The organism is Bacillus sp. SIMBA_074, from assembly GCF_046534555.1.
Lineage (GTDB): Bacteria > Bacillota > Bacilli > Bacillales > Bacillaceae_G > Bacillus_A > Bacillus_A mycoides.
On the sequence record NZ_JAWRYM010000005.1, the window covers coordinates 173,632 to 197,558 of the forward strand.

The 23,927-nt window shown below is 33.5% G+C and carries 20 protein-coding genes and 6 pseudogenes; 4 read left to right on the top strand and 22 right to left on the bottom strand.

Going from position 1 to position 23,927, the window contains the following annotated elements:
- Positions 1-80: 80 nt before the first annotated feature.
- The 9 genes and pseudogenes from SB773_RS09045 to SB773_RS09085 all read right to left on the bottom strand — a co-directional run bounded on the left by SB773_RS09045 (position 81) and on the right by SB773_RS09085 (position 9,341).
- Positions 81-494, bottom strand: coding sequence for a VOC family protein (locus SB773_RS09045; protein WP_002012925.1), 414 nt, complete (start codon positions 492-494; stop codon positions 81-83).
- Positions 495-612: 118 nt separating this feature from the next.
- Positions 613-1,323, bottom strand: a complete 711-nt coding sequence (locus SB773_RS09050; RefSeq protein ID WP_044439620.1) for a class I SAM-dependent methyltransferase — start codon at positions 1,321-1,323, stop codon at positions 613-615.
- A gap of 106 nt (positions 1,324-1,429) precedes the next feature.
- Entirely contained in the window at positions 1,430-2,191 is a 762-nt protein-coding gene (locus tag SB773_RS09055) for an ABC transporter ATP-binding protein (RefSeq protein WP_016120207.1), read from the bottom strand.
- Between the two features lie 12 nt (positions 2,192-2,203).
- On the bottom strand, positions 2,204-4,543 hold the full coding sequence (locus SB773_RS09060; protein WP_410589611.1) for an ABC transporter permease: 2,340 nt from the start codon (positions 4,541-4,543) through the stop codon (positions 2,204-2,206).
- Between the two features lie 6 nt (positions 4,544-4,549).
- Complete coding sequence (locus SB773_RS09065; protein ID WP_341024489.1) at positions 4,550-5,812, bottom strand: MFS transporter; 1,263 nt, start codon at positions 5,810-5,812, stop codon at positions 4,550-4,552.
- Between the two features lie 46 nt (positions 5,813-5,858).
- A complete protein-coding gene (locus tag SB773_RS09070; RefSeq protein ID WP_002069302.1) occupies positions 5,859-6,494 on the bottom strand; it encodes a TetR/AcrR family transcriptional regulator in 636 nt (211 codons plus the stop codon).
- A 395-nt stretch (positions 6,495-6,889) separates the two neighbouring features.
- A pseudogene (locus SB773_RS09075) lies at positions 6,890-7,369 on the bottom strand (DUF1648 domain-containing protein).
- 276 nt (positions 7,370-7,645) lie between these two features.
- A complete protein-coding gene (locus SB773_RS09080; RefSeq protein WP_044439603.1) occupies positions 7,646-8,998 on the bottom strand; it encodes a DEAD/DEAH box helicase in 1,353 nt (450 codons plus the stop codon).
- A gap of 73 nt (positions 8,999-9,071) precedes the next feature.
- Positions 9,072-9,341 (bottom strand): hypothetical protein, encoded by a 270-nt coding sequence (locus tag SB773_RS09085; protein ID WP_131246194.1) that lies wholly within the window; start codon positions 9,339-9,341, stop codon positions 9,072-9,074.
- 18 nt (positions 9,342-9,359) lie between these two features.
- On the opposite strand from SB773_RS09085, the pseudogene SB773_RS09090 reads away from it, so the two are divergent.
- Positions 9,360-9,548: pseudogene (locus SB773_RS09090) on the top strand (hypothetical protein); the annotation flags it as partial.
- Between the two features lie 216 nt (positions 9,549-9,764).
- Here the strand turns inward: SB773_RS09090 and SB773_RS09095 are convergent.
- The 4 genes and pseudogenes from SB773_RS09095 to SB773_RS09110 all read right to left on the bottom strand — a co-directional run.
- Positions 9,765-9,960: pseudogene (locus SB773_RS09095) on the bottom strand (N-acetylmuramoyl-L-alanine amidase); the annotation flags it as partial.
- 66 nt (positions 9,961-10,026) lie between these two features.
- Entirely contained in the window at positions 10,027-10,908 is an 882-nt protein-coding gene (locus tag SB773_RS09100) for an exosporium leader peptide-containing protein (protein WP_410589657.1), read from the bottom strand.
- 42 nt (positions 10,909-10,950) lie between these two features.
- Positions 10,951-11,959: pseudogene (locus SB773_RS09105) on the bottom strand (N-acetylmuramoyl-L-alanine amidase); the annotation flags it as partial.
- Complete coding sequence (locus SB773_RS09110; protein ID WP_353050915.1) at positions 11,913-12,167, bottom strand: hypothetical protein; 255 nt, start codon at positions 12,165-12,167, stop codon at positions 11,913-11,915. The pseudogene SB773_RS09105 and the gene SB773_RS09110, both read right to left, overlap by 47 nt.
- A gap of 217 nt (positions 12,168-12,384) precedes the next feature.
- Here SB773_RS09110 and SB773_RS09115 point away from each other — a divergent pair, with 217 nt between their 5' ends.
- On the top strand, positions 12,385-12,714 hold the full coding sequence (locus SB773_RS09115) for a YkvA family protein (protein ID WP_002035120.1): 330 nt from the start codon (positions 12,385-12,387) through the stop codon (positions 12,712-12,714).
- Between the two features lie 247 nt (positions 12,715-12,961).
- Here SB773_RS09115 and SB773_RS09120 read toward each other — a convergent pair whose 3' ends face one another.
- Positions 12,962-13,174: a hypothetical protein gene (locus tag SB773_RS09120; RefSeq protein ID WP_000416118.1), complete on the bottom strand. Its 213-nt coding sequence runs from the start codon at positions 13,172-13,174 to the stop codon at positions 12,962-12,964.
- A gap of 344 nt (positions 13,175-13,518) precedes the next feature.
- On the opposite strand from SB773_RS09120, the gene SB773_RS09125 reads away from it, so the two are divergent.
- Positions 13,519-13,656 carry a DUF3956 domain-containing protein gene (locus tag SB773_RS09125; RefSeq protein ID WP_002127410.1) on the top strand — a complete coding sequence of 46 codons (138 nt, stop codon included), beginning with the start codon at positions 13,519-13,521 and terminating at the stop codon, positions 13,654-13,656.
- A gap of 127 nt (positions 13,657-13,783) precedes the next feature.
- Here the strand turns inward: SB773_RS09125 and SB773_RS09130 are convergent, their stop codons facing one another.
- From SB773_RS09130 to SB773_RS09160, 7 genes and pseudogenes are all read right to left on the bottom strand, one after another.
- Complete coding sequence (locus tag SB773_RS09130; protein WP_410589616.1) at positions 13,784-15,367, bottom strand: aminotransferase class V-fold PLP-dependent enzyme; 1,584 nt, start codon at positions 15,365-15,367, stop codon at positions 13,784-13,786.
- Between the two features lie 69 nt (positions 15,368-15,436).
- A complete protein-coding gene (gene plsY, locus SB773_RS09135; protein ID WP_215577094.1) occupies positions 15,437-15,985 on the bottom strand; it encodes a glycerol-3-phosphate 1-O-acyltransferase PlsY in 549 nt (182 codons plus the stop codon).
- 135 nt (positions 15,986-16,120) lie between these two features.
- Complete coding sequence (locus tag SB773_RS09140) at positions 16,121-17,020, bottom strand: BadF/BadG/BcrA/BcrD ATPase family protein (protein WP_410589619.1); 900 nt, start codon at positions 17,018-17,020, stop codon at positions 16,121-16,123.
- Positions 17,021-17,038: 18 nt separating this feature from the next.
- Positions 17,039-18,190, bottom strand: a pseudogene (anmK, locus tag SB773_RS09145) (anhydro-N-acetylmuramic acid kinase AnmK).
- 21 nt (positions 18,191-18,211) lie between these two features.
- Positions 18,212-18,478 (bottom strand): hypothetical protein, encoded by a 267-nt coding sequence (locus SB773_RS09150; RefSeq protein ID WP_002136308.1) that lies wholly within the window; start codon positions 18,476-18,478, stop codon positions 18,212-18,214.
- 78 nt (positions 18,479-18,556) lie between these two features.
- A complete protein-coding gene (locus SB773_RS09155) occupies positions 18,557-19,840 on the bottom strand; it encodes a PTS sugar transporter subunit IIC (RefSeq protein ID WP_061689421.1) in 1,284 nt (427 codons plus the stop codon).
- An 11-nt stretch (positions 19,841-19,851) separates the two neighbouring features.
- Positions 19,852-20,157 carry a PTS sugar transporter subunit IIB gene (locus tag SB773_RS09160; protein WP_000865888.1) on the bottom strand — a complete coding sequence of 102 codons (306 nt, stop codon included), beginning with the start codon at positions 20,155-20,157 and terminating at the stop codon, positions 19,852-19,854.
- 253 nt (positions 20,158-20,410) lie between these two features.
- On the opposite strand from SB773_RS09160, the pseudogene SB773_RS09165 reads away from it, so the two are divergent.
- Positions 20,411-21,122: pseudogene (locus SB773_RS09165) on the top strand (IS6 family transposase).
- Between the two features lie 366 nt (positions 21,123-21,488).
- On the opposite strand, the gene SB773_RS09170 reads toward SB773_RS09165, so the two are convergent.
- On the bottom strand, positions 21,489-23,303 hold the full coding sequence (locus SB773_RS09170; protein ID WP_131246184.1) for an acyltransferase family protein: 1,815 nt from the start codon (positions 23,301-23,303) through the stop codon (positions 21,489-21,491).
- Positions 23,304-23,927 lie beyond the last annotated feature (624 nt).

The window sequence follows — 23,927 nt, forward strand, 5'->3', positions numbered from 1 at the left end:
AAAATAAAAGGGATGATACATATTTATCTTGTATCATCCCTTTTATTTTTTATAACATTAATATCACCATATTATTTTAATTATTCATCTCCAGCAAGAGTTAACTGCCAAGATACACCATACTTATCATTTAACCAGCCAAACTTTTTACTAAACGGATATGAACCTAAAGGCATAAGAACTTTTCCATCTTGTGCTAATTTATTAAAAACTGTTTCGATTTCCTCTTCCGTATCACAAGTTACATAAAGAGACATAGCTGGAGTGAATGTAAAATCATGCTTTACATAACTATCAATACACATGAACTCTTGTCCATTTAGCGTAAAAGTTGCATGAATTACAGTTCCCTCTTTACCTGGTCCATTCTCATCATAACGAGAGATACTTACAATTTCTGATTGATTAAATAGCGATGTGTAAAAATTCATCGCTTCCTCAGCTTTGCCCTCAAACATTAAAAACGTAGTGATTTTTTGATTTGTGTTACCCATTTAGAGACATCCCCTTGTTATGTATTTATGCAAAACATACATCGGACAATAAAACCGAACGTATATTCTTATAAGTGTATTGTCTATAAAAACGATGAGTTTGTCAATTATCTATGTTTTATTTCTTCTTAAATAATGCTGTCCAAAGAAATGATTCTCCAAACATATTATTTGGTTGTTCAATTTGCTTCATTTTTCTAATTTCAATTACTTCAAATTCTTTAAATATCTCTCTTAATTTTTCTTCAGAATATGCAAGACCACCTTGTAGACTCCATCCTCTATATACGTCCCAATCTGTTATTTCTGATCCGTTTCGCTCATCTAAATCGCCAGCTGCAAAACATGTTAATCCGAAATAACCACCAGATTTCAATGAGTTTTTAATTAAATCCACATAATTTATTCTTCTATGCGGTGGAATGTGATGCAAACAGCCCGAATCGTATACAAAATCAAATTCATTTTGACCCTCTAAATTAAAAATCGAATCACAAATAAAGTGAATTTTTATTCCTTTTGCCAACGTCCTCTCTTTCGCCCAATTAATGCCCTCTATAGATAAATCCACTGCTGTAACATCAAATCCTTCAGTCGCTAAATAAATTGCATTTCTTCCTGGACCACATCCAAGCTCCAACACTTTCCCTTTGGAAACCCATTCTTTTTGTATATACGAAACTAGGTTCTCATCTGGAACATTTTCAAAAAACGGAACATCTTTTTCTCTATCCGCATAAAATTCATTCCAAAACGGTTCTGCAGGTCTTAATATTGAATCAAGCATTTTTAATATATCTTCTTGAGTGTGTAACGTTTCACTTTTCATTTATACCCCTCCATAATCAATAGTCAGAAAATTATTATATCTCTTTTTAAACTTTCAAACAAAGAAAAAACTCCTATATTCAATAGGAGTCAAAAATATTATCTCTTTAAAATCCAAGTACAGTTAACCATTTTAACAACTGCTCTTCTCGCACCTTCAAATCATCGTTTCTATACTTACCCATCTGTATTTCGCTAACAATTTCTCCGTCCACCATAAAAAGAACTCTTTCTGTTTTAGCTGCTACCTTTACGTCATGAGTAACTAGCAAAATTGTAGTTCCCATACGGTTTATATTTGCTAAAATATCCATTACCTCTTCTGTCGCTTTTAAATTCAAAGCACCCGTTGGTTCGTCAGCAAAAATAATATTAGGTTTATTTATGAGTGCTCTACAAATAGATACCCTTTGTAATTCTCCTCCTGATGCTTCAGTTATATTATTAGTTGCAATTTGACTAATTCCCATTTTTTTCATCAATTCAAGTGCACGTTTATTTATTATTTTCCTGCTCTCAAATTTTGCTAAATACGCAGGCAAAACTATATTATCAAAAAGATTCAAATTTCTAAGAAGATTGCTCTGTTGAAAAATAAATCCCATTTCGCTGAGTCGTAATTTTGCTAACACCTCTTCTTTCATACATGTTATTTCTTTACTATCAACTTTCACACTTCCTGATGACATTTGATCCATTCCGCTAATATTATATAGTAACGTCGATTTCCCTGAACCAGAAGGTCCCATGACCGATATAAACTCTCCCTCATAAATCTCTAAATTTATATTTTTTAACATATGGTAAGTTTTATTTCCATCCATTGCGTATTTTTTATTTAATTGTTTTACTTCTAAAATTTTTTTCAAATTACACACCTCCTACTCCCCATTTAGCTTTAAATCATTTGTTTGTTTCACTGTAAAGCTACTGAAAAGTGTTGCTACGGTCACAGATATAAATAAAATAGCTGGACATATTACATAAGAAATGATCGGATTAACAACAAACTTTATGTGAGCTGCTCCCATAAATGAACCTAACCAGCTTATTAGTGTTTCTCCAAACGTAGCAGCTATAAATGTCCCTGTTAAAATACCTACTAATACTATAGAAATAGAACGAGTAACATATTGTATACGAATATCTTTGTAGGAAAAGCCGATACTTTTCATAATTAATATTTGCGAAGAATCTTTTACCAATAACATTTTAAAAAACATCGCAGTTATTAAAACCGATATCAATATAGCAATCAAAATTGCCACTTGTGTCACGAGTCTTAATTGTTTAATTGTCTCTCCTAAAGTTTGAGATAAATAATTATCCGTATCTGTTATTTTTGCAGAATTAAAATTTTGTTTATACTCCTTCACTTTTTCTTGTAGATTCACTTTGGGTTTCATATCTACATTTACTACGTACCATAATATATTTTCTTTATTATAAGAAAAACTCGCTTTAGCTGTTTTTCCTCCATTCGTTACATCTTGATATATACCACTAATAGTTAGCGTTTTCTCTTTTCCCTCTACAAATAAAACGATTTCATCCCCTATATTCTTTTTTAATTCATTTGCGTTCATATAAGAGAGAGCGATCTCATTTTCATTTTTTGGTGCCATACCTTTAACATATTCTATTGGAAATTGGGCGAAATCTCCCACTTCTACATTTAAGTTTTCATGTGTACCATCAGCTTTCACCATTTTAAATGTACTCGTTACAAATGCTGCATATTTTTCTACCTCTTCATCGTTGCCGACATACGATATAACGTCATTAAACCGTTTTTCTATATTTTCAGATTGCTGTAAATCTATTCGTATATCACTCTTTCCTGTTCCCATATAATTAACAAATTGCGGTGACTGAATCGTGTACAAAAAGTTAACTGGTACAACAATCATGAACACTGCAATAATTAAAACGATACTTAATACTCGATATAACTTAAATCGTTTCACTACATCTTGTATACCAATAAATATATTTACATTTGTAATTTTAGTTTGATAGAGCGAAAAAAATCTTCTAATCTTTCTTTTTCCTAGTTTATCTCTTGATCGTAAAGCGTCTATTGCTGTAATTCTCCTGAAATTCCGCAAAATGATGCGGCAAAAAAGGATAACGGCTAGAAATAACAATGTTGTGACTATCAATGGCACAACATAATATAAAATACTTTTATTAGCTGTCCCCATATAAAGTGCGATGTTAGAGGTAAATATTTTTGTAACAAATAACGAAAGGATATATCCACATATACATCCGATAGCGGAAATAACAACATATTTTGTTACATATAGTTTTTGAATATCTTTACTTTGAATGCCGATAGCTTTCATAACACCAATTTCCCGATAATCTTCTTCCATTGAAGTCATAATCGTAAATCTAATACATAAAATCGCGATTAGCATTAATAATGCACTTATTATGATAAGTACTGCAGCTATTATTCCATCTGTTAATGAATTGAGTGTTTTAAAGAGTGAATACGTAATAGAGGGACCTTTTTGAGGTAAGTTTGATGACTGGTATAAAGTTTCAAATTCATTTATTTTATTTAAATCTGTTAGCTGGAATTCAATAAGATATTCACTTTCTCCAAAATTCCCCTTTATTCTTTCGAAGTCTTCATCGCTTATTACAAATCGTTTTGAACTAACAAGTGATGGGTTCATTTGAACATCACGAACAAATGCCGAAATAGTAAATTCTAGCTCATTATTATTTTTAACAACCCAAATTTTATCTCCAATACGCAAATTATATTTTTGCATATAATAAATTGGTACACCTATTTCCCCTTTCCTAACATTGATCAATTCATTATTTAAATCTAATAAAAAGTCAAAATTACTATTTTGCTTAACGAAGCTAATGTCCATTACACTATTATGTTCCGCTTGATTTTTCTTCTTTATAAAAATGTTAGATCCGCCTATTTGAACCATCTCTGCTGTTTGTTGTTTTTTTACAAAAGGAGTTTGCGCTACAAATGAATCAATTGACTTTTGGTTTATTTCTCCGGCATGCATTTGTACGAAGTGCGGTGCGTTTGATACTTTAAACAATTGATCCGTTGAGTTCAATAGATTTATAACGTTACTTGAAGCACTTGCGATTAAAAGACTTGATAACATGATAAACATAAATAGAATGGTAATTATCATTTTATTTTGAGAGAAATCTCTTTTTAACATTCTCCTAATCATATGGAGCTAGTTCCCTTCATTCCATAATATTTTCTTCGTCACTATCGCTATTATTATCATTATGAAACTAATAACTAATATAGGTAAATAAATTTTCATACTGAATCCTTCAAACATAAAACCATAAATGACTTGCCCAATGGGTGCCATACATTGAGATACCGCTGTTATAATTGCCATTACTTTTCCTAGGTTTTCATTTGGTGTTTTCTTTTGGACTACAGTAATCACATAGATGGATACAATTGTCACGATCATTGCAATTAGAATAGAAGAAAGTATAAAGAGGATAAATGGTGGATAGTATCCTAAATTAAGAATAGCTGGCGTAACTGATAGTGCCATTGGTAGTACTAATAAAGCTATTAAAAGCATCCAGTAATACAATGTTTTCATCTGTAGCTTTTTCGCAAAAAAACCTATCGATAATGCACCTAAAATAGTAGCAAAATCGATCAATCCCATTCCAATTCCGTATAACGTGTCGCTACTTTCCATTGTTACTCGTATAATAATTGGAGCGCCAACAACAAATAGCGGTGTAAGTATTAAATTTAGTAATGCAGCTAAAAGTATAGATTTCAAAATAAATGGTTGTTTTAAAACATATATAAATCCTTCTTTCATATCCTTTACAATTGTCGGTATTATATGGCTTTCTCGTGCTCTTTTTATAAAAGGTATTTTAATAAACATTTCTAAAATCGCAGATAAAAAGAAAGCAAGACAACTTATTATTACGAGCATTTTCAAACCAATTATGCCGTACAATATTCCTCCAAATACAGGAGCAACTATATTTGACAATGCTTGCACACCATTTACGATACCGTTCGCTTGCTCTAACTTATTCTCTGGAACTAATTGCGGAATACTCGCCATTACAACAGGTGAATACATTGCACTAACGACTGCTAGTAAAAACATAATTGTTCCAATCAATATAATAGATACAGGTCCAGTAAATAACAAAACTATAAAGCTTAATACAATCGCAGCGTTGATAAAGTCAAAAATAACCATTAAATCACGGCGATTGAAACGATCTGCTATCGCTCCGCCGAGAGGAGCTAGTAAAAACGGAATACTCGTTACCGCATATAATCCTGCGAATATATCAGCACGCCCTGTTATATCTAGCACATATAATGACAGGGCAAAACGTAAAAGTGTTGAACCTAAAATAGTAATAATTTGTCCACTCACCATTAAGTGAAAATCTTTCATCGAAGACCTTATACTAGCTGACATCCTTATCACACCTTTCATTCGATTCAGACCGACTGTCGGTCGATAATATCCAAACAGAAAATTACTATTTCTGTTTGATTAAAACCTCCACCATGTAATCAAAGGCTCCCTCTTTCGCTCCAACAGATGCTTCCATCATTTTGATATAAGCTTTAGCCCTCCTCATCATTTCTTCCGGCTTCCACTGGAATAAACCCTCATCAAATATGACTTGTGCTGAAGAGAGTAATAATTCAATCGTTTCTTGTGGGTATGGAGTAGAAAATATGCCTTCAGCGATTCCTTGTTCTAAAATCTCTGCTAAAACAGGAGATAAATGAATAATTGATTGTACTATACTTTTTTGATGCATTTCCGCATTATTTGGCTGATGAAATTGTTCAATCATTTTATCTTTTACATCTCCTGATTTTGGTGATTGTTCCATTAAAACTCGAAATAACTTATCCAAAACTGGGATATTAGGGTTAGAGACAATTGCTTTCGCTTTAGCAACATCCGCTTTAATAATCCTCATAATAATTTCATCCATTACTTCTTCTTTCGACTTAAAATAATGATAAAACGTCCCCTTTGCTATACCAATCTCTTTTAAAATGTCATTTACTGTAGTTTTCGTATACCCTTTTGTAACAAACAAACGTTCAGCAGTTTCTAAAATTTCATTTCTACGTTCCCCATATTCTTTTACGATCCTCATTCATGTACTCCTTCCTACGGACCGACTGTCGGTTTATTTAAAGTATATGTTTAGTATGTAAAAAGTTTCCTGTTATCGTACATATACAACAACCTACTTTACATTTCCTTTATGAATTTTAAAATTTATTTTTAATACGGTGAATGAAATTTTAAAATTTCATTTTTGGTATCCCCTGTAGAAAGACATTAAAGTTATTAAATTTTAAAACCGCAAACACGCATACCCCCGTCCTAAAATTAGGATGGAGGTAAAATAAAATTGTTTAATTTTTGATTAAACAAACTTCCCTATACGAAATTTATAATAAATTCATTTAAAATTCTAAATTGCATCCCATAATAGCGCCCGATAACGAAATAACGTCATAAATTAGAATGTTTATTCAATCCGTATTATTTAATTTTCCGTTGCCTTATTATTCCTATAACAATTGGAATAACTGTTCCGATAATTATTATTGGTAAAAATAATTTACCTAAACCCCCGCCCCAACCTAAAACTATTGAAATTGTCTCAAATTAGATTAAAGCAAAAATAACTAAACAAACATTTTTTAATTGATTAATCATTTTTCGGCTATTTAAATAAAACTGCTTAGCATTCGATTCATTAAGTCTTTGTGGATAGTTATTAACTTCTGGAAACTTCTCTAAAGTCTGCATTAAAAGTATTATAAATGTCCCGATTCCTGGTAGAATCAAAAGTTCCCATTTTGACCCCCAGCGATCTACAACCCCATTTGCGTTATAATGTCCCGGTACTTCCTCAGGTAATCCTCCCCAAATGGTGATCAAAAAAATTATTGATCCTAAGAAAAATGAATATCCAATGATATCCCAAATCCATTCACTTTTTGTTCTTTGGATTTTCATTCTAGGTCTTCCCCATGAATTCACTATATTTCTCCTCCCCCTTCTACGATATCTATAGTAATACATATCCTGTATTACATTTTAAATTCCGATTCATATAACCAAGTTATCTCAAATTTATGATATTTTCTCAATTAATTATTATAGAATATGTCCCAATTATTAAATAACAGGACTCGTGTTTTTTAGAAAATCTCATTATCTTTCAAACGACTTCATTGTATAAAAATAAAAAAGAGCCGCAATTATTTGCGCCTCTTTTAAAATTATAACTATTTAACGGCCACGTCTTTGCTGACCTTGTTTTGCACTACTTTTCTTATTACTTGGCTTATTAAATGATCGATTGTTATCATTTCTAGAACTATTTCTTGAATCGTTTCTTGGTCCACCTTTTGAACCACTTCTTGAACCTTCACGGCTATCTCTTTGACGATATTGACCTGATTTCTTTGGAGCCGGCTTTTGTACCGGTTTTCCATTTTCATCTACATTTTTTATCATCGGTTGTTCGATTATTTCTCTTTGTATTGGTGCACCAAGCGTTTTTTCAATTTCTTCTAAATGTTTTTCATCTTTCGCTGCAACGAACGTAATTGCAAGACCTGATCCACCTGCACGTCCTGTTCGGCCAATGCGGTGAATATAACTTTCTACATCTTCAGGGATATCAAAGTTAAATACGTGCGTTACACCATCTACATCAAGTCCACGAGCTGCTACATCCGTTGCGATTAAGTACTGAATTTTAGCTTCGCGGAAACTCTTCATAACTCTTTCACGTTTCGCTTGAGGTATATCACCATGAAGTTCAGCACAATTATAACCAAGTCCCTTTAAATCATCATAAAGCTTACTTGCTCTAACCTTTGTACGACAGAAAATAACTGCTAAAAATGGCTGATCACGGTCCATAACAAAACGAAGTGCATCTGGTTTTGCACGATCTGTCGTCTCAATGACACGCTGCTCAATTGTATCTACCGTTACTTCTTCACTTTGTACTTGAATCATTTGCGGCTCTTCCATATAACGTTTCGCCAATTTTTTAATATCTTTTGGCATCGTTGCTGAGAATAACATCGTTTGTTTACTATCAGGTGTCTCATCTAAAATATCTTCAATATCATATAAGAATCCGAAATAAAGCATTTGATCTGCTTCATCTAGTACAATCGTTGAAAGATTACTTAAATCAATTGTTTCACGTCGTATATGATCTAATAATCGTCCTGGTGTCGCTACAACAATATGTGTATTACCTTTTAATTTTCTCAATTGTTGTGCTACATCTTGTCCGCCATATATCGCTAGTACATTAATATCTTCTCTTTGAACAAGCATTTTTTTAATTTCAGTTGTAATTTGCAGTGCTAGTTCCCTTGTTGGTGCAACAATTAAAGCCTGAACATCACTAGACTCTGGATCGATTTTTTCTAAAATCGGTAACACGAATGCTAACGTTTTACCCGTTCCTGTTTTCGCCTGCCCAATAATATCTTTACCTGACATAATAACAGGAATTGCCTTCTCCTGAATCGGTGTTGCTTCTGTAATTCCATTTTCACGTAATGTATGATTAAAAGTTTCACTAATTCCTAATTCTAAAAAGTTTTTCAAATAGACCACTTCTTTTCCTTATTTTTCACATTAGCTTTCATTGTACCATTTGTTTCGCCAAATATGAAAAATAAAAAAATTCTTATCTTCTTTTTTTATATTCATCCTGTACTAGATGAACAAATTCTTTTTGCTTTTTCTCGGATTTTAGTAATCCTTCCATGTTAGCAGAAGACAAAATGTACGTCTTAATCTTTCTGTTATTCCAAATTAAACTTGTATACTTTGTATCTTCATGTATATTTCGAAACCACTCTAATTCGCTTAACTGCGCAATATGATGTTTTAATTTCATATCATTTCTCGGATAAAATAAGATTATATCTGCTATTACATCAAATAATGATCCCAAGTTATTCCCTCCTATAACTTCTTTAATGAAGATATTAACGTAATTTTAAAAATCATTGTTTCACCAATTCAAAATAAATTACACCAATATGTACATCAAGGAACTAAGTTCTACAATTTAATATGTAATACGAAAGCATTATATAACCTTCATTTTGATTTAGCATATGAGCTTATCTTTCAGAAAGATGGTTTGCAATATAAAATGGAAAAATCCTAATAGTGCATTAGAGATATTTATTATTTTTCATTATAATTTTTATATCCTTACCATATCAATTTGGGAATTTTGTGCGTTTAGAAAACCATTTAGATACATTTAGCCATATATTGTACGCCAATAATATAGTAGTAAGAAATTTACAAATGAAGGATATAGAAAGAGTAAGGGGGCATGGTTAATTACTCATGAAGGTATAGTGCGTTAGATGAATAAATAGGCTTCATTTGCAATAACATAGTATGTTTCACTGCTGTGTGCTTTGTACTGTGGCGAACCATTGACACTCACTTTTGCATCAATCATAAATCCCTGCATCTACAGAACCAGCTCCATCTTTATATTTCCAAGATGGAGCATCCTAGAAATGTAGATTGTCCACTTTGAAAACAATACGTTTTCAAGGTGGACAAATAAACTGTGCTTTTCTTATCGAGTAGCAACAGATACTTCTGAAAGAAATAGACTACATCGTAATAGGGGTTATATTCACAGCTGTAATTTTACAAGTTGAAATTGCAAACCTAACGGTTGTAGTTGGATTTATAGGTAATGTCCCTAGTACTATCCCAAGTCCTGCTTGTTCCACGCTAAAATCTGCTGCAATAGAACCATTACTTGCTAAAAGACTTACTGTAGATCCGATAAACGCATCCAGTAATTGTCTAATTGGTCGTTCACGACATTCACACTCGCATCCTACATCGGTAGGTGGAAGTAATGTAATAGGTGGTCCTGGTGGTAAAAAACCTACCCCTGTTACATCAGATATATTGACCACAAAGGTTGTGGTGCCATCTGTAACTGTAACTAAAAAATCATTCACAGAAGTGATAGTAAATAGAAAGAAAAGCGGGGGCGTGTTTGGTGTGTCTGCAATAGTGCCAAGAATAACAGTTTCTCCAATAAGTTGTTGTAAAACGCTTTGCATAGGTAAAACACAGCAATCACAAAGACAACCTTCAGTTCCTCCTGTTGGGCCTGTCTCTCCTGTTGGACCCGTTACTCCTGTTGGACCCGTTACTCCCGTTGGACCCGTTACTCCCGTTGGACCCGTTACTCCTGTTGGACCCGTTACTCCTGTTGGACCCGTTACTCCCGTTGAACCCGTTACTCCTGTTGGACCCGTTACTCCTGTTGGACCCGTTACTCCCGTTGGGCCTGTCCCTCCTGTTGGACCTGTCCCTCCTGTTGGACCTGTCCCTCCTGTTGGACCTGTCCCTCCTGTTGGACCTGTGGGTAAAGTAAATGGTGGGATTGGTGGAAGTGTAGGGCCAATTAAATTTGGATTTAATGCATTAGCTTGAAGTATCCCATTTATCTTTTGTATTTCATTTTTATCAAACACATAACTACCTCCTATGAGTGTACTATACTGTAGTAATACAGTTACATACACATAAACTTCATTGATCGTAATATAATATGTTTTCCCTATACTATTGTGCACCTTAAATTGTACTGAACCTTCCATATTTAACTTCCTAAAAATTGTAAATACCTCACCTACATCTACAAAACCATCCACGTCTTTATCCTGCCAAGATCGAGCATCATAGAAACGTAGAATGTTAACTTTAGAAACAACACGCTTTCCTACAATAGAAGAATCTACTGTACTTTTCTTACTAAACTTCACATAGGATGGATTGTTCTTAATCCATTGCTCTCCACCAAGGTTTAACCAACCAGGCTTTTCGCCTCATTCAACATAAGCTTCTGATTTATTTAGTTGACGAATCTTAGAATAGCTTGTGTCTGGTCCTTTACGTAAATTAACGTTGTAGCCTTCAATATAAGCTATACCATCGGTTACAGCTGTTGGTACTTCTGTTGGTTTAGGTGGCTTTTAGGTACAGAAACATCCACACTAGAATTATTGTATGCGCGTTGTACATCAGCACGGGATTGAGCTCCTGATCCCCCATGAGATTTTAAATAATCAAGTTGATCTTCATGATCTGTACCACCAAGATATTTAATCACATCGTAGTGAATCCACAATCCTTTTCCTACAGATAACTTGTTATCTTTTAAGATTTCCGCTAAAAGTTTTACGTATTTTTCATATGAACGCTCGATCTTTGTATGGTCTGCTGTTTCACATAACTCTACATGTACAAATCGTTTATTAGCAGCAGGTCCACCGCCATATGCAATGTATTTTATATTAGCGATTTGGATTGTTTCATCTCAATCAACAGCATATTGAACAAATGCGTTTCTTCATGTACGAGATTCATACTTTTGAATATTTCAGAAGTCGCTGTACTATGAGCTACTACGCCCTCATAAACACCTACGCCAAAACGATATGATTGTTTTGGTAAATTAGGGATAAAAAACGTTCTATCAGCAAAAATACTTGTAGCAAATGAACCAGTAAGTACTAGAATCATAAGGAACGAGGTAATTAGCTATATTAAAACCAGCTAAAATTGGAATGAATGTAAGTGATTGATTATTTATATCCTTAATTCCTTTCAATATTATTGTTGTATTCGGATTCATATACGCTATAAACAATCTAATAATTATTGTCAAGATAGCTGGTATTAAGAAATCAAAAGTTTTTTCTGCCTTCGTTGCAGAACGCAAATAATTCATTGAAACCTCTATTGGAAACTTATTTGCTTTCCAAAACAGATTTTCTCTTCATCCATCTCCATAATCGTATCCGCTTAACAAGCATTGTTTTATTTTGAACAGGTATTCGCTTATAAATATCAAAATATACAATAAGAAAAAACAATAAAATTGATTATTCTTTCGCTTCTTTGTCCATCCTTTTAAAAAATCTATTTTTTGGAAAAGGAGTGTTTATATGGAGAAACAGACACTTTGGAAAAAATTCAAAAAAAGCTCAGTAAACCTCGGGAAATCAAGCGTATATGAAAGTATTATTTTATTTTACACAATGAAAAAGAAAGAGTTACCTACTAAAGCGAAACTCATTATATTAGCCGCTTTATCCTATTACGTATTAACAATCGATTTCATTCCAGATATAGCTGCTATTATTGGGATTGGCTTATTAGATGATGTTTTAGCAATCGCTGTGGCGCATAAATATGTTATGCGACATGCTGATGCTGAAATTAGAGAAAAGAGTAAAATAAAAATGGAATCATTATTTACTTCAGCACACATTTAACGAAGAAAGATAGACTCTTACTTGTCTTTGCTCACTGCCTAACCATCATCTATAGCTTTTAAACAAATGATTTGAACAGTGTTAATACAGAAAAAAGAACTAAAATAATCTTTTAGTTCTTTTTTGTCAACTCAATTTATTTTTGAACAATAGTTAAAAGAGCCTATTTTAATTTACCGACTAAAACAGGCTCTTTACTAATTTAAATTTACAAGATCATCATCATTTTACGCTATACTTTGCTACTTCAACAACATTTCTCTTTCATCGCTTTCATCATAGACATAGTAGTCTTCATCATTTCATCACATTCATTCATTTTCACCATCATTGCCTTATCCATTTCTACATCCATTTGCATCATGTTATTCATCATCATTTTCATACACTTCATTTCACACATCATTTTTTCCATAGACATCATCATGTTTGTTGTTTCTACCATCATAGTTTTTTCCATATTAACATCCCCCTAGAATTTTTATGTTACAAGTATAAAAATTCCTTTTCGTTTTTCTAAAACCTTCTTAGTTTACCTCATACAAATATTTATCAATATATTTCCCTCTCAATTCGTCATTGATTAACTTTATTTATTGTCACGCTGAAACGTAAATATAATAAAAAAGCATCTTATTATAGATGCTTCCTTGTCTAACAATTAAATTATTAACACTATGAAACTCCATTTGTTTCGTAAACATAGGGTAAATCTATTATTTTTATAAAATTCATAAATCCGACTATAGCGTATTATAGTTTCATTCATATACTGTAGTAGATCACTAGAAAGGAGGCGTATATATGGAAAGTTGTATTGTGTTCGTAAACGGCCAACCTTTTTTAGTACTCACAGTTGCTGGCATCGAAATTGCTAGATTGGAAATTACTCTTCAAGTAGCACTAGCTTTGAGAGTTCTCGGTATTCCAATCTGTGGGTAATTCATTTAAGTAAGTTTAAAAGAGAGCTTTCGCTCTCTTTTAAACTCTTGTCAAAAAATGCACTTCTATACACTTAGCAAGTGTGACTCATAGCCTTGTAGAAATTATATAATAAATATACAAGCATTTACGTTAAAAGAACTTTCTTTAACACACACATCTGCAAACAATTTAACATCCTCTTCATATCACGTTCTTTATAGTGATTCAGACATGCTATTTGAATCCAGTTATTCTTTTGTAAATATGCTGATTCATAATGAACAATATATCCTTGTAATGCTAATGCATCACCTACTGCCTTAGAACACTGCCCTTCGTTTAATTGAATGGTAAGAACAATTTGAGCGGCATGATCTTTAGGTGAAACAAGCTTTAAACCCATAGTATTAATAGCTTGTTCAATATAAGCATACGCCTCTTTTATTTTTTCAAATGCCTCTTCATCTTCAAGTCGCTTCAATGCTTCTTGCAATGCATAAATTAAATTCCATGAATGGGAGTATGGGATACTTTCATTTTCTTCGTACATACCAATGTCCATATAAGCAGGTACTGCCTCGTTTACTTTTACAATGTGGTTATGAAAAACGAAAGATAATCCTGTATATGATTTAATCGCTTTTCCGCTTACACCACTTGCAAAATATACATCCTTCAAATTTATTGGTATTGCTCCAATTGAGCTTATACAATCTACACATAGTTTCATTTGATATTTTTTACAAAGAATGTTTAGTTCTTCTAAATTATTTAACATTCCAGTTGATGTTTCATGGTGAACAAACCAAAGCCATTCATAATTTCCAGTTGCCATTATTTTTTCTAATTCTGTATAAAGAAACGGCTCTGCCATTTCTTTTTTATGCGTATCATAATGTAATTGCGCACGTGTTGCATGTCCCACTAACCTATTTCCAAATTCCCCATTTGTTAAAACTAGTCCTTTCCCTTTTAAAGAATTCAACTGTAAAGCAATGGCATCATTCGCTAACGTCCCTGTTCCTAACATTATTTGCACACGTTTTGCTTTTGTCATTTGCAGTAAACGTTTTTTTACATTTTCCATTGTCACTTGAAATGACTTAGAACGATGCGAAATAGGCTTAGTAGAAAATGCCTTTCGAACATTTTCTTCAATATCCACTGGACCAGGTAAAAACGTATATTCTTTCGTCATAATACCCCCAACACTCGACTCTTCAAACATAGCTGGGGTAACATACATTGGCTGGAAGGCTGCTGCTTCAGTACCAACTAACGTATGGAAAGATTTGAATCCCATTTGCTCATATAAAGGTAGTTCACGTGTTGTAGCAGAAATGAGTGCCCATTCATATCCATTTAGAAGCAAATAACAATGTAAAAAGCGAATTAAACCTAACAATGCTCTTCCATTTCGATATTCACGTTCTACTGAAAGTAAACGAATTTCATATACATTTTCTCCATGTTCTTGCAAATAAAAATCTAGATTTGGAATTTTATAATCTAACGAGAATGGTCGTTTTCCTCGCAATGCAACCATACCTACTAACTTATCGTCATCTAAACAAATTAAATATGTATTTTCTTCATGGAAACGATCTATACGAACACGATCTTTCGTTTCTTCATGTTGCGGAATTTCTTCTACAAATGTTTTATAATTCAATTTATGTATACTTTCAAATTCCCAAGCTTGATCAGCAACTTTATAAATTAACCCCATGTTGTATCTCCTTTATGTATTTAATAAAAATTATAAGTGGAGATTAACTCCACTTATTAAAAGTTCATTTCATTCTCGATTTACATATAAAATAAGTACAATGATAAGTGCACTTAAAATAGTCGTAACAATAGAGTAACAATACAAAATCATGCAAACTGGTAAACAAGCGATTGTAATTAGTCCAGGCTTAGTAAATCCTTTAAAGATTAAATAAAATATAATGAAAACAGCAATAAGAGTAAGCGCTATCAAATAATCAAATGCAATTAAACCTCCAATAAATGTTGAAATGCCTTTTCCGCCCTTGCCTTTAAATAAAATTGGGTAAATATGTCCAAGTATAACAGCCAGTAAAGCTAACATTACAAATGTAGAATCTTCGAAAAGGTATTTTGCAATAGAAACTACGATTGCCCCTTTGATCGCATCACCTAAAAATGTAGCGACGAAAGACCCTTTTCCATATACGCGCCCCATATTTCTTGCGCCAGGATTACCACTTCCTTCTTCACGAATATCAACATTATGTTTCCATTTCGTTACTATATAAGCGGTCAATATGTTTCCAAATAAATAAGAAGCCACCAAATACAAAAATTGCATACTATTAATCATGTAATCATTCACTTTCTACATGGGAGTACTTATACAATATTCAATGACTATGTATATTGTACTTTTTCTTACTTTACATCCCTTTGTATATTTTAACATCATATTTTTACAAATCATACAAAAATTCTCATACTTCTATTTTATAAAATATACATCCTTCATTAAATGATATGTTCCTTTCACTGCCATTTCTGATGGTGATACGAATATAACTTCTCCCATACTTTTCTCACAGCATTTCTTAAATTCAGCATATATTTCAGGTACTGAACACAATATACTACCACTAACTGCAATTAAAGGTGATAAATCAAACTGCATCTTGTTGTAAATATTCACCGTAATTATCGTTAATTCCTTAGCCGCTTGCAGAATAATTTGATGTGCATCATCATTCCCATTCCTCGCTTCCTCTATAATTAATGGTGCAATTGCTGCAACTTTATCTTTTGAAGAACTATATACTAGTCTTTTTATATGAGATGATGTTAAAAGTCGAAACTCGTCTTGAATCCTTAAGCTTAATGGACAAAGTCTAACTCCTTGATCAAATTGATTTGCCATTCTCTTTAAACCTTGTAACGCAATCCAATAACCGCTTCCCTCATCCCCTAAAATATGTCCCCATCCACCGCTATACTCGTACACTTCGTCTTTCTTTCCTATACAAATTGCACCTGTACCACCTATAGTTAATATTCCATTCTTGCCTTTTAAAGCAGCTGCATGTGCAATCATTGCGTCATTAAAAACTTCAATTTTCGTTTCATATTTCTTTATTAATCGTAATGCTAATTCATTTGTATTCGCTCCACTTATACCCGCTAACCCTAAACAAATACAAACGCAGTGCCCATCTATTAAAGCTTTCTTGCATTGATCGATCGCCTCCATAATATGCGAAACTGCTTTTTCATAATCTATTAATATATTTCCAAACCCACTCGTACCTCTTACAACTTCGTTTCCGTCTTGATCAAATGCAATTGCTTCTGTCTTCGTGCCCCCACCATCTACTCCAATCATATACTTCATATGTTCGCCTCATTTTCATCATCTTATTGGAGGGAATGTTATATTCCCTAAAACTACAGATTGCTTTGCACCTGTTGCGCTTGGCACATTACTCGGATTACGATGATGCGTTTCGTTTGCTAATATCGCAAAGGCGATTGCTTCTTTCGCCTCTGAAGAATAGCCTATATCTTCTTGAATGAATATCGCGCACTTTTCTTCCTTCAATCCATTTCGTATCATTTCAACAAGTGTACGATTATAACTGCCCCCACCACCTAAAATTACTTCATCGATTTCATAATACGGCAGAATAAACTCCTTATAATGATGAACAATTGAACTTGCTGTAAACATCGTGACAGTCGTCAAAAGATTTTCTTTACCATGCTTTTCAAACCGCTTCAATAATTCACTTACAAACTCTTCTCCAAACTGTTCTCTACCAGTTGATTTCGGTGGATTCATTTTCAAAAATGGATGGTTCATACAATATGTCAAAATTTCATCTACAACTACTCCTTGTTTTGCAATCCTACCATTTTGATCATATGGCAACTGAAATAATCTTTGACATACATCATCGATTACCATATTTCCTGGGCCAGTATCAAAAGCAATAACGCTCTTATCACTTAGATGACTTGGTATTACTGTAACATTACCGATTCCGCCAATATTTTGTAGTAATCTATTTTTAGTTTGATGACGATACAAAATGACCTCTGAATATGGCACAAGTGGTGCACCTTGTCCCCCTGCTGCCATATCCATCATTCAAAAATTAGAGATAACCGTAGTGTTCGTTTCATATGCTATAATTGCTGGTTCTCCAATTTGCAATGTCGAAGAAATACTATTGCCTTCTTGCTTTGGCTGATGATAAATCGTTTGTCCGTGAGAACCTATTAAATCTAATTGGTTCAAAGGAAAATTGGCCTTTTTACAAACCTCCTTTACAGCGTTGGCAAAACATAAACCGAGCTTAAAATTCAAACTGCATATGAGTTGGACATTTGAATTTTCTATTGATAACGATTGTTGTATTTCATTTTTTATATCGTTACAAAATGGAACTGTAGTAAAATGGACCAGTTCAACTTTAGAATCTACACCGTTTCCTTCTACATGAACGAGCGCTACATCTATTCCGTCTAACGATGTACCGGACATTATCCCTGCAATATACATAATATACATGCCCCCTATTCACTAAAAAACAATTATGTAAGTAAACAACGTACAACCTACAGAAAACAATATAAATCTAAAAAACAACTGTGCTTTCGATGCAAACGATCCATCAATGAAAGAAACAACTACCGTAAGCAAAATACTTGCCGCAAAGCTTGTAACGAGCCATATACTATGCATTTGTGATAGATTTAGCATTCTTAATAAAGGTACGAAAAGTAAATTTGCACATATCACTCCAAATAACAACAAAAATACACCTTTATAGCTAAATTTTATATTCATTCTATTTCACCCTCTCTGGACTTAATGTGAAAGAAGTGATAGACAAAATGCCTATCACTCAAAAATAAAATATAAAACTTACGGATTAACAGATTCCCCATCACCATTTTTCTCAATTTCAAGCATGTTTTTGTCGTACATTTTAAAGAATGGTAGGTAAATAAGGAATGATATTGCTATATTTATAAAAACTAATACTACTGCACGCCAATCTCCACCTGTGGCTAAATACGCGCCAATTGGAGCTGGTAATGTCCACGGCGGCATAATATGTGTTGGCGTTACAAATCCCATCGCAGTTGCTGAATATGCAACAGTTGCTGTTACTAGTGGTGTAATGATAAACGGGATAATTAAAATTGGATTTAGTACAATCGGTAATCCGAAAATAACAGGTTCATTAATATTAAAAATACCAGGAACAATACAAGTTCTTGATAATGCTTTCGAATATTTTGATCGACCAAATACAATCATAGCTAATACAAGCCCTAACGTCGCACCAGAACCGCCAATCCATATAAACCATTGGTATAACGGCTCTGGTGATATGAATGGCAACTGATCTGCTCCACTAGCAACTGCTTCACCATTTTTCCCTAAGTATACTTCCCATAATGGCCGAGCAACAGTTCCAACAACCGACACACCATGGATTCCGAATGACCAAAAAAATGTAATTAAAAACACTGGAATGATTACACCGAAATAACTATCACCAGCTTTTACTAACGGTGCTGCTAATTTATCAACAACATGGTGTAAATCAATACTAAAAACGACAGTTACTAAACTCATTAAAATAATTACGAATGCAGCAGGTATAAGTGCTTCAAACGAACGTGAAACAGACGGCGGTACTTGTTCTGGCATTTTAATCATTACATTTTTCGTCTTACAAAATCTTAAAATCTCTACTGATAAAATAGATACGATCATCGTTACGAATAATCCATGCCCCCCGAGATTTGTCATCGGAAGCATAAATCCTTTTTTATCGATTAATTCGGGCGTCAATGTTAAAAGTAGTGAGCATACTGCTAACTGTGCCCCTGATAAAGCATCTAACTTATAACTTTTCGCTAAATTGTATCCTATACCAAATGCTATATATAAAGACATAATAAACATCGTTAAACGATATGGTATTAATATACTTGTTTGATTTTTCAATGCCCAAACTGATATGAAACTATCTTTCGGTAATGGTGGAAATGCTACTATTAAAAAGAAACTCCCTACGATAATAAATGGTAACGCCGAAATAACTCCATCACGGATTGCTTGTAAATGCCTCTGTTCAGAAAGCCTTGCCATCGGTCCAGATAAGTTTTTATCAAGAAACGTGACAAACTTATTCATAACGCTTCCCCCTAACTAATTAATTCATTTACAGTTTTTAATAAAGTCGGTCCACCAAGCGGCGTGTATGCTTGCGGCGGAATAATACCGCACGGAATAGATTCTTGTTCTGTAAGTTTTTTTACAGCGTCAAATCGATGTCTAACTTGAGGTGCAACCATTACAACATCCCAACCATTCTTTACTTCTTCCTCCACCTCACTTGTTCCAATAGCATGCACTTCCATGTTCATACCTTTTTTCTCTGCTTCTTTTTTTAAAGCGTTTACAACAATTGCGCTGGACATTCCTCCAGAACAAACGAATAAAACTTTCATTATTGAATCCTCCTATACTTATAAATTGTTTCTTTCAAATGAAAGAAAGTTTCACTTTACTAACAAGCATATGAAGAAATGAAACGATTTAGTTATACTGAAAGTAAATTTCACTAAAAATATTTTTCCTATTAAATTAATGTTTCAATATTTATTTTTCTGGTTCTGGTGCAAGAACTTAAGGACAATTGCAATGAATCTATAAATCTTGGACATACTGTTACTATTACTTTAGAAAGGGTGCGTGATTGGTATGGAAAAGGAAAATGTATTCAAATGGAAGCATTATCAGCCTGATATTATTTTGTTAACGGTAAGATGGTACCTACGGTACAACCTCAGTTTTCGTGATTTGGTGGAAATGCTAGAAGAACGGGGTTTATCCATTTCTCATACAACGATTATGCGTTGGGTTCATCAGTATGGTCCTGAATTGGACAAACGAATCCGTCGTCACCTCAAACAAACAAACAAATGACTCTTGGAGAGTCGATGAAACCTATATCAAAGTAAAAGGTCAATGGATGTATCTGTATCGTGCTGTTGATTCGAAAGGAAACACAATTGATTTTTTCCTAAACAAAACAAGAGACCAGAAGGCTGCAAGGCACCTTTTCAAGAAAGCTTTGCGGTCTTTTCATGTTTCAAAGCCACGTGTGATAACAGTCGATAAGAATCCGGCTTATCCGATAGCAATTGAACAGTTGAAAAAAGAAAAAAGCATACCTGATGGTATGCAACTTAGACAACAAAAGTACTTGAATAACATAGTAGAACAAGATCATCGTTTTATAAAGAAGCGGATCCGTTCTATGCTAGGGCTCAAATCTTTTGCCACAGCTACATCCATTCTTTCTGGAGTAGAAGCCATGCATATGATTAAAAAAGAACAGATTGATTTAGGGGACCAGTCTGTCCAAAATCAGAAAGAATTCATTCATCAATTGTTTGGACTTGCAGCATAAGATACGATTCCGTTAGGAGTATATGCGCTTTATTCTCTTTTATTTTTGCACCAGAACCCTTTTCTGAACAATGTATACATACTGAACTATATTTCCAATATCTGTATAACTAATCTAATATGTATAAGAAAAGAGGATATATGCTCATATATTGAACATAATATCCTCTTCTTAGTTTAGTCTATTTAAATTAATCTACTAACCTCCTTTCACCTTCTCCCTTACTTCCTATTAATAATCTCACAGAACATGACCGTAGACATGTATATCGACAGACACTTTTCCAAATCCACAGGATTTCAAACCCTTCGTCATGCCTCTCAAGTATAGTAAAAGGCATCGAAACCATTCATTATACATATTTAATTATTGATTCACCGCTTTGACTACAAGTGCTGCGTACGCTTCTGCACCTAATTTGGTTAAATGCACACCATCAGGTGCAAAGTAATCTCTCTTTCCAGCACTTGCTGCATACCAATCGACTAGAGTTACATTCGGATATTTAGATGCTGTCACTTTCAATCTCTCATTCACGATTGATTCCCACGGACGTGGTACCCTCGTATTAATAAATATCATTTTACGTTCATTTCCAATTAATTCTATTAATGATACAAGTTGCTCCGTAGTAAAGGCTCCATTTGTACCTAACCCAATAATGACATAGTTTCCTAAATTCCCTTCATTCTTTAACTGTTCAACTACAGGAATCGCTTTTGACAGCTGGCGACCAATTTGTGCATCAATCCTAATATCAGGAAAAGCATTTTTTAAATATGGAGCAATATCAATCATAACGGAATCGCCTATCGCTGTAACGTTGGGAGAACTTTTAGGTTGCACAGAATTTACTTCTTTTGATTCTTCTTGATTTTTGGGCGTCTCTTGAGCTGGATTTTCCCAAATTGCAACTGGATGTTTCGCTGGTTGTGTTTGTACTGCTTCCACCTTATCTAGTTGAGGATTCTCCTTAGCCTTACTAACTTTTGATAACCCCAAAACGGCTATTGACGAAACGAATACTGCACAAATTAAAGCTAACTTAACACTTAAAGCGACATTTTGAAGCCTTAAATTCTTAAACTGAATATTTCGGAGCGCACCTTGTCGGATTGGTTTTTCAATATACTTCCATGAAATTTGCGCAATCATTATAATTAGAATAAATTGAAGAATTGCTCTTATTAGTGAAAAATCTCCAGCATTTACTTTTGGAGTCGTCAATGTAAGAATTGGATAATGCCAAAGATATATGCCATACGACCTTATTCCTATCCAACGTAAAGGTCTAAATCGTAAAAATTGAGCGATACGGCTCGCTGGATGAGCAAGATTTGCCACTAACAATGCTGTTGCAATTGATAAGAGAACCATTCCTCCATTGTATAGAAACGGATCATATTGATTCGTCTTCCAAAACATAAGCAAAATAATAATAAGAGCAGTTCCTCCCACTACATCAAGAATGAGACGCGCCTTTGGAATAATTTTATTTGCAAGCCTATTGCTTGGCCAAATTAAGGCAAGTGCCGCTCCAATAAGTAAAGAAAAGGCCCTCGTATCTGTGCCATAATAAATTCTACTCGGATCAGCTCCAGGTTCATACAAAATTGCCATCGCTAAAGCTGAAGCAACAGCTCCCAGACAAATCAATAAAATCATACGGGATTGTTTTTTTATGTGGTAAAGTCCTAAACTAATGATAAACGGCCAGACAACATAGAACTGTTCCTCAACTGCTAACGACCAAAAATGATTCAATGGAGAAAGCTGGTTAAAATTATCAAAGTACGATAATTTATGATAAATATACCACCAGTTACTAACATAAAATAACGCCGCTAATGAATCTCCACGCATTTTCTCAAGTAAAGAGCTATGAAAAATCGTAATCCAGGCCAACGTTATAACGAGCATAACAAACATTGCTGGAAGCAATCTCCTTGCCCTACTAAGCCAGAATTTCTTCAAATCAATTCTCTTATTTCTCTTCCACTCCATCGCTAGAATATCTGTAATTAAATAACCCGAGAGTACAAAAAATACAGTAACCCCTAAAAATCCTCCAGGCATCCAATTAAAATTAATATGATACAAAATAACACCTAGTATAGCTAGGCCCCTTAGACTGTCTAATCCAACCATATAACGACTATTTTTTTCAAAAGGTTTAGTCACCTACAATCACCTCTATTTCTTGGAAATTAGGTAAATAATAGTGGTATAATATGCTATTAATTTCCTAAAATCGTATAAGCTAAACTATTAAATACACCATTTTGGAAGGCTCTTTTATTATAATTACATGCACAGTAATCAACACTTTATCATGTTATCTGTTTCTGTTGTAAAAATTTTTAAATTAGGTGTTTTTGCTCATCTCCCCGAAAAAGGGACATTTACTTAATTAAAAAGTACACTTTTTGATACGTTTTTACAGACGTATCAAGGACTGGCATTGTGAATATGATCTATAATGAATATATAAAAGATTTCCCATGAAGAAACTTTATAAAAAAAGGTCTACTCATTACGAGCAGGCTCTCTATTTTCCTCACCCAGCCTACTTTATTTTAAGCTTCGGCTGCTTCTGTAAACGTTGGTACATAAGTAGAAAATAATAAAAATAATGATACTATAAGTCCTATGATTTTCTTCATACTCGTATCTCCTTATCAATTCATTAAAAAACCTTTTAATTATATATTAAGTTTTGATACTACCGAAATAATAAAAAAAGATATGCATAATTACATATTTCTCTTATTGATAGAATGTATGGTTCTGGTGTGAAAAATGATA

Coding starts and splice junctions, on each gene's coding strand:
- SB773_RS09045 (WP_002012925.1), bottom strand. CDS start 494: ATGGGTAACACAAATCAAAAAATCACTACGTTTTTAATGTTTGAGGGC.
- SB773_RS09050 (WP_044439620.1), bottom strand. CDS start 1,323: ATGAAAAGTGAAACGTTACACACTCAAGAAGATATATTAAAAATGCTT.
- SB773_RS09060 (WP_410589611.1), bottom strand. CDS start 4,543: ATGATTAGGAGAATGTTAAAAAGAGATTTCTCTCAAAATAAAATGATA.
- SB773_RS09065 (WP_341024489.1), bottom strand. CDS start 5,812: ATGAAAGGTGTGATAAGGATGTCAGCTAGTATAAGGTCTTCGATGAAA.
- SB773_RS09070 (WP_002069302.1), bottom strand. CDS start 6,494: ATGAGGATCGTAAAAGAATATGGGGAACGTAGAAATGAAATTTTAGAA.
- SB773_RS09110 (WP_353050915.1), bottom strand. CDS start 12,167: ATGAATTATTTGCGTTCTGCAACGAAGGCAGAAAAAACTTTTGATTTC.
- SB773_RS09115 (WP_002035120.1), top strand. CDS start 12,385: ATGGAGAAACAGACACTTTGGAAAAAATTCAAAAAAAGCTCAGTAAAC.
- SB773_RS09120 (WP_000416118.1), bottom strand. CDS start 13,174: ATGGAAAAAACTATGATGGTAGAAACAACAAACATGATGATGTCTATG.
- SB773_RS09125 (WP_002127410.1), top strand. CDS start 13,519: ATGGAAAGTTGTATTGTGTTCGTAAACGGCCAACCTTTTTTAGTACTC.
- SB773_RS09130 (WP_410589616.1), bottom strand. CDS start 15,367: ATGGGGTTAATTTATAAAGTTGCTGATCAAGCTTGGGAATTTGAAAGT.
- plsY (WP_215577094.1), bottom strand. CDS start 15,985: ATGATTAATAGTATGCAATTTTTGTATTTGGTGGCTTCTTATTTATTT.
- SB773_RS09140 (WP_410589619.1), bottom strand. CDS start 17,020: ATGAAGTATATGATTGGAGTAGATGGTGGGGGCACGAAGACAGAAGCA.
- SB773_RS09150 (WP_002136308.1), bottom strand. CDS start 18,478: ATGAATATAAAATTTAGCTATAAAGGTGTATTTTTGTTGTTATTTGGA.
- SB773_RS09155 (WP_061689421.1), bottom strand. CDS start 19,840: ATGAATAAGTTTGTCACGTTTCTTGATAAAAACTTATCTGGACCGATG.
- SB773_RS09160 (WP_000865888.1), bottom strand. CDS start 20,157: ATGAAAGTTTTATTCGTTTGTTCTGGAGGAATGTCCAGCGCAATTGTT.